A 4,572-nucleotide genomic window follows, 5' to 3' on the forward strand; every position below is an offset into this window, starting at 1 on the left:
GGGCTCGCGCCGCCTGCCCTTGTAGAGGGCGACCTTGGTTATCTCCCAGGTGGACGGCTTGACCTCGTCCATGGCCACGTCGTAGACGGTCATGGCCCAGGCGTGAGTGATCGCAAGAGAGGCTGGCCACCTGGATGGGAGCGGCTCGTGCTGGTGATCGAGCACGGCGATGTAGGTCAGGACGACCGCGCCGTCGATGGGCCGCCAGCTGGTCGAGTGCAGGAGCCGGACGAGGTCGTTCACGCCATGGCTGGACAGTAATCGCTGCACGGCGGGATGGGGTTGGCAGTTGATGTCGCCTGTGCGCCATGCGTTGAGTCCGCTGATCAGCCAGATTCCGTCCTCGTCGGCCATGAGAGGCCAGACTTCTACCCGCACGCCGTGTTTGGCAGCTGTTTTGCTGCCACTCTGATCCGACTCGTTCTCTGACTTTCCGTCAAGTTTCATAGTCAGCTAGGCTAGCAACGTCAATCCTGGCGGTCACCTCGCCCGCCGGTGCCCGGACCATGCTGGTCGCGTCATGGCGCCCGTCACCTCCTTTCGGCAGAGGCATTTCGCCCCACAGTGGACCCGGGGATCGAGGACGTCGTGGCGTGCGGGACTCCACTGTTCGGGGCTGTCGCTGGGTCGACATGGTGGGGCTGGAGCCTCCTTAAGGGCCGGGCGTCCGGAGATGGCGGCTGGGCGGCGAGCACGTGGCCGAGCGTGGTCAGTTTCACCTCGACCTTGTAGCCGATCATCGCGGGCTTCTGCCGGGTCTCGATCAGGCCTCGCTCCTCCAACGTCTTCAGCGTGGACCCCGAGCCGGGGTCACGTATGCCGCGCGCCTCCAGGTGCACCTGCAGCCGGCCGCGGTCTGCCAACGGGTTATCGACCGGCCCGTACTCCAGCCACCGCCACACGCTGGCCGGCGGCTTGGTCTCGCCCCGCTCCCACGCCCCCCGCCCAAAACCGCTCAGCCTCCTGGTCACGGCTGTAGAACCGTCATGTACGTGCGCTGGCGGTCGTTGAGGTCGGCCCACGCCGGGACGGCTCGCTGCGATGGGGGCATAAGGGCGACGCTTCCAACCACCACTGGCAAAGACAGGGTCGACGACGGCGTGGGACCACGCTGCCGTTCAAGCGCATTGACCGACACTGGACGCGGACGTTCCGGCGGCAGATAGGAGGTGGCGCCATGACGGTCGAGGACATCGTGAACCTCGCGGAGGATGCCGAGGAGGCACTCGCGTTCCTGCGGGTCGCCGGACTTGGGCAAGACCCATGGGGCGACGTTGACCGCTCCCAACTACTCCCCCCAGACCCCACGGCGCTGCTCCTGATGAACCTCGTGCCCGCTGACGACGAGTCCACCGCCGTTGAACTGCTCATCGCGGCAGGCTACGACTACACCTACGCCTCGTCCCTGATCGCCCGGTTCCCCGGCTTGGCTCCCAACCCTGAACTCGTCCGTCGACTGCTGGCCGACGCGGGCATCCCGGAGACCGCCGAAGCCGACCTGTGAAACCGCAAGTCATGTCCTCGCGCGTGCGCGCGCAAATGCCTTCGCGAAACGCCGCCCACCCCCGGGGGCTGGGGTCCGTCAATGCTCTGGCAGGGGATTCGGGCTGTGTCGTCAGGGGAAGCGACGGTCTCTTGCCTTCGGATGCCGCCCGCAACGTGGGAGCGGGCGACTACGGAGTGCGGCCTGGCGTGACCGGCCGGAACCACGATGACCCAGGGCATTCACATGTCCGCGGCCGCAGCCGGGGCCTCGCGGCGGCGGACAGAAGAGGAGAGGCGCCGGGGGCGTCTTCTCTGCCAGCAGACGGCAGCGTACTCTGGGCGGCACAGGCCAGCGTGATAAGTCGGCCGCCTATGCGGATGCGACGCACCTGGCCTGCCCACGCGGTCGGATGCCGTCGATCAACTCGATCCCGCCGCAGGGCCAACTCGGGGAAGCACACCCGATGATCGCATCCTTGTCGCCTACTCTCACTGAGACGGCATGGTAGGAGGAAGACCGAGACGGGCTTCGACGGTGGCCACGAGCCGGTCCACAACTGCCTGGACTTCCTGTTCGTCCGCGCTCTGCTTCCGCAGGTCGACCATCAGGTCACCGGGTTCAACGCCCAAGACGTCGGCCAGGGCGTACAGCTGTCTGCCGGGTGACAGCGGATGGCCTTCCATGGCAACAGCCATCTGGTAGGGCAGGCCGTTATCGGGGTCGGCCAGCCGGTCGCTCAAACGTTCGTGCCAGTCCATCAGGGCTCCTGAATATGGGGGTGTGTGAAGCGGTTCGGATCGGCCAGTACGTCGGGACGTGCTCTCAACAGTGCCGCCAGATAGTCCCGCTCCAGTCGGCGCTACTGGTGCTCGAGTTTGCTGAGGAGATCGGTAAGTGACTCCCGGTGCGCCGGGATCAAGGCGGTGATGACAGGGGCGTCGGGATCGTGTCGGCCGCTGCGGATGTCCGCGGGATCGACGAAGGACAGTGCGACAACCTCTGCGCAGGCGATGGCCCGAAGTTCTTTGCCGTGGTTGTCGGTGTCGAAGGCGATCGCCAGGTCGATGTGAACGGGTTCCAACCAGTTGATCTCCAGGCGGAACAGGCTCATCGCCGGGGCGGGCATGGGCAACATCCGCCAGCGGACGTGGGTGTCAGCGCCGCCCGAGGGCGGGTCTGCCGAAAGGAGCCGGAACAGGTCCTCGACATCTGGCCTGGCGGCCAGGTCCAAGACCACAAGCACGTGGCCGGCCGTGTGCGACAGGACCCTCCGTACCGGCACCGTCCCGGTGAGGGCTCTCCTGATTCCATCTCGGAGGAACGTCTCGTCGTCGACGCGGTCAGCGAGTGCGTCATCCAGTCCGAAGGCCAGATCGCCCGCCGGCACCCGCCTGTCCATGGGCTCGCCGGCCAGGCGCGTCTTCATCTCAGCGAACAACTCGGCGGCGCTGTCGTTTTCGGAGGCCGTGGTGTCGTCCTCGGATGCCGCAGCGCTGCTGAGTGCTTGAGCGGCGATGAGCAGCAGGGTCAAGGTCGGTGCGGGAGTGGCAGGATCCAGGCGCAGGGTAGGGTTCTGTCCAGCCAGTCGAGCGCGCAGGAAGTGCAGAATCTGCCGCATGGCGGGAGCCAGAGGCGCGAAGGTGGGGTCCTCCAGCAGATCAGCGAACAGCAGGTTGCTGGTCGAGCTCTGTTGTTCAGCGAGCATGGCCACGGCTTCCAGCGCCGCCGATTCGGCGAGGAGCATTGACTCGGAGGTGTCCAGCAAACGCGGGTCCGCGCTGGGTACAGCTCCGGTGAGGTAGGCCTCGATTACTTGCTCGCAGGCCGCCACGATCGGGGCGGGCAGGCTGTCGTACACGTGCGACATGTCGGATCCCTCCATCGCCACCGGGTCTTGTCTGGCAAGCCTCGGGCCAACGCTATCGAGCGCGCGCCGAGGTGGCGCGGACTTCGCGGGACCGGCTGCCCTCGGACCAGCGCCGGAAAGGGAGATATCGGGCAGGTCCGGACGTTTTGCGTTTCTCCTGCGCCAGAACGGAGATTTCCCGATCATCGTGAGGTGGGCTACGGATATAGCTGGGATGACCCCGCCGAGTTGCGAATCATGCTCGACGTCGCCTTGCAGCAGATCGCTGAACTGGAAGCGGACAACGAACGGCTTCGCACGCACGCGGCCAGTCCTGCGGACCCGGGCAGGACACCTCATTCGGTCAGTGATCTCGCACGACAGGCTGCCAAATCGTCGTCGGAAGGGCTGCCGTACGCGGACGGCAAGTCCTCTCCGCAGGAGAGGATCGCGCTGTTCCGGGCGTTGTTCATCGGCAGGGCGGATGTGTACGCCAAGCGGTGGGTGAACCGGAGGAATGGCAAAGTCGGGTGGAGTCCGGCTGAGGAGAATCCGTGGGAGAAGAACAAATCGGAGAGCGAGCGAGTGTTCTTCCCGCTCACCGACCAGGTCATCACCAAACATCTGCGGCGCCCCGCATCTGAGCGAGAGGAACTGCACGCCGGGCTGTACCCGCTGCTGCCCGATGACACCACGCACTTGCTGGTGTGCGACTTCGACGGCAAATCCGGAGGCACAGGCTGGAAGGGCGACGCGCAGGCCTACCTGCGGGGCTGCGCCGAGGCCGGAGTGCCGGCTCTGCTGGAGATCTCCCGGTCGGGCGAAGGAGCACACGTGTGGATCTTCTTCACCGCGCCGGTGGCGGCCGGGCTGGCCCGCGCCTTGGGTATGGCCCTGGTGCGGCGGGCGATCGACGCCCGCGACGGCATGTCCTTGTCCAGCTACGACCGGCTGATCCCGTCCCAGGACTTCGTGCCCACCCACTCCAAGAAGGGCGCCCGATTCGGCAATCTGATCGCGTTGCCGCTTAACGGAGCCGCCCACGCCGCCGGGACGACGCTGTTTTGTGATCCGGCCACCTGGACCCCCTATGCGGACCAGTTCGCCCACCTGTCCCAGACGCGGCGGCTGACGCCGTTCCGGCTGAAGGAGATCGTCGACGAGTTGGGCCCGTTGAAAGCCGGGCCGAACCCGACCAGCCCGAAGCTGCCGGCCCGGCCGAGCGCGATGCGCCGCGGCC

Annotated in this window: 5 protein-coding genes and 1 pseudogene; 2 read left to right on the forward strand and 4 right to left on the reverse strand. The window is 66.6% G+C overall.

All coding sequences use genetic code 11. From position 1 onward, the window contains the following. Together AB0J09_RS57005 and AB0J09_RS57010 are read right to left on the reverse strand one after the other, a co-directional pair. On the reverse strand, positions 1-354 hold a 354-nt coding region (locus AB0J09_RS57005; protein ID WP_360711152.1), incomplete at its 3' end, for a hypothetical protein. A 176-nt stretch (positions 355-530) separates the two neighbouring features. Further along, positions 531-971 (reverse strand): hypothetical protein, encoded by a 441-nt coding sequence (locus AB0J09_RS57010; RefSeq protein ID WP_360711155.1) that lies wholly within the window; start codon positions 969-971, stop codon positions 531-533. Between the two features lie 206 nt (positions 972-1,177). Here AB0J09_RS57010 and AB0J09_RS57015 point away from each other — a divergent pair, with 206 nt between their 5' ends. Continuing rightward, positions 1,178-1,504 carry a hypothetical protein gene (locus tag AB0J09_RS57015; RefSeq protein ID WP_360711158.1) on the forward strand — a complete coding sequence of 109 codons (327 nt, stop codon included), beginning with the start codon at positions 1,178-1,180 and terminating at the stop codon, positions 1,502-1,504. Positions 1,505-1,974: 470 nt separating this feature from the next. Here AB0J09_RS57015 and AB0J09_RS57020 read toward each other — a convergent pair whose 3' ends face one another. After that, positions 1,975-2,244 (reverse strand): hypothetical protein, encoded by a 270-nt coding sequence (locus AB0J09_RS57020; protein ID WP_360711161.1) that lies wholly within the window; start codon positions 2,242-2,244, stop codon positions 1,975-1,977. A 101-nt stretch (positions 2,245-2,345) separates the two neighbouring features. Beyond that, on the reverse strand, positions 2,346-3,656 hold the full coding sequence (locus AB0J09_RS57025; RefSeq protein ID WP_360711164.1) for a hypothetical protein: 1,311 nt from the start codon (positions 3,654-3,656) through the stop codon (positions 2,346-2,348). On the opposite strand from AB0J09_RS57025, the pseudogene AB0J09_RS57030 reads away from it, so the two are divergent. Beyond that, positions 3,591-4,572, forward strand: a pseudogene (locus AB0J09_RS57030) (hypothetical protein); the annotation flags it as partial. The gene AB0J09_RS57025 and the pseudogene AB0J09_RS57030 sit on opposite strands and share 66 nt — an antisense overlap.

Origin of the sequence: Nonomuraea sp. NPDC049784 (assembly GCF_040659615.1) — a bacterium.
Lineage (GTDB): Bacteria > Actinomycetota > Actinomycetes > Streptosporangiales > Streptosporangiaceae > Nonomuraea.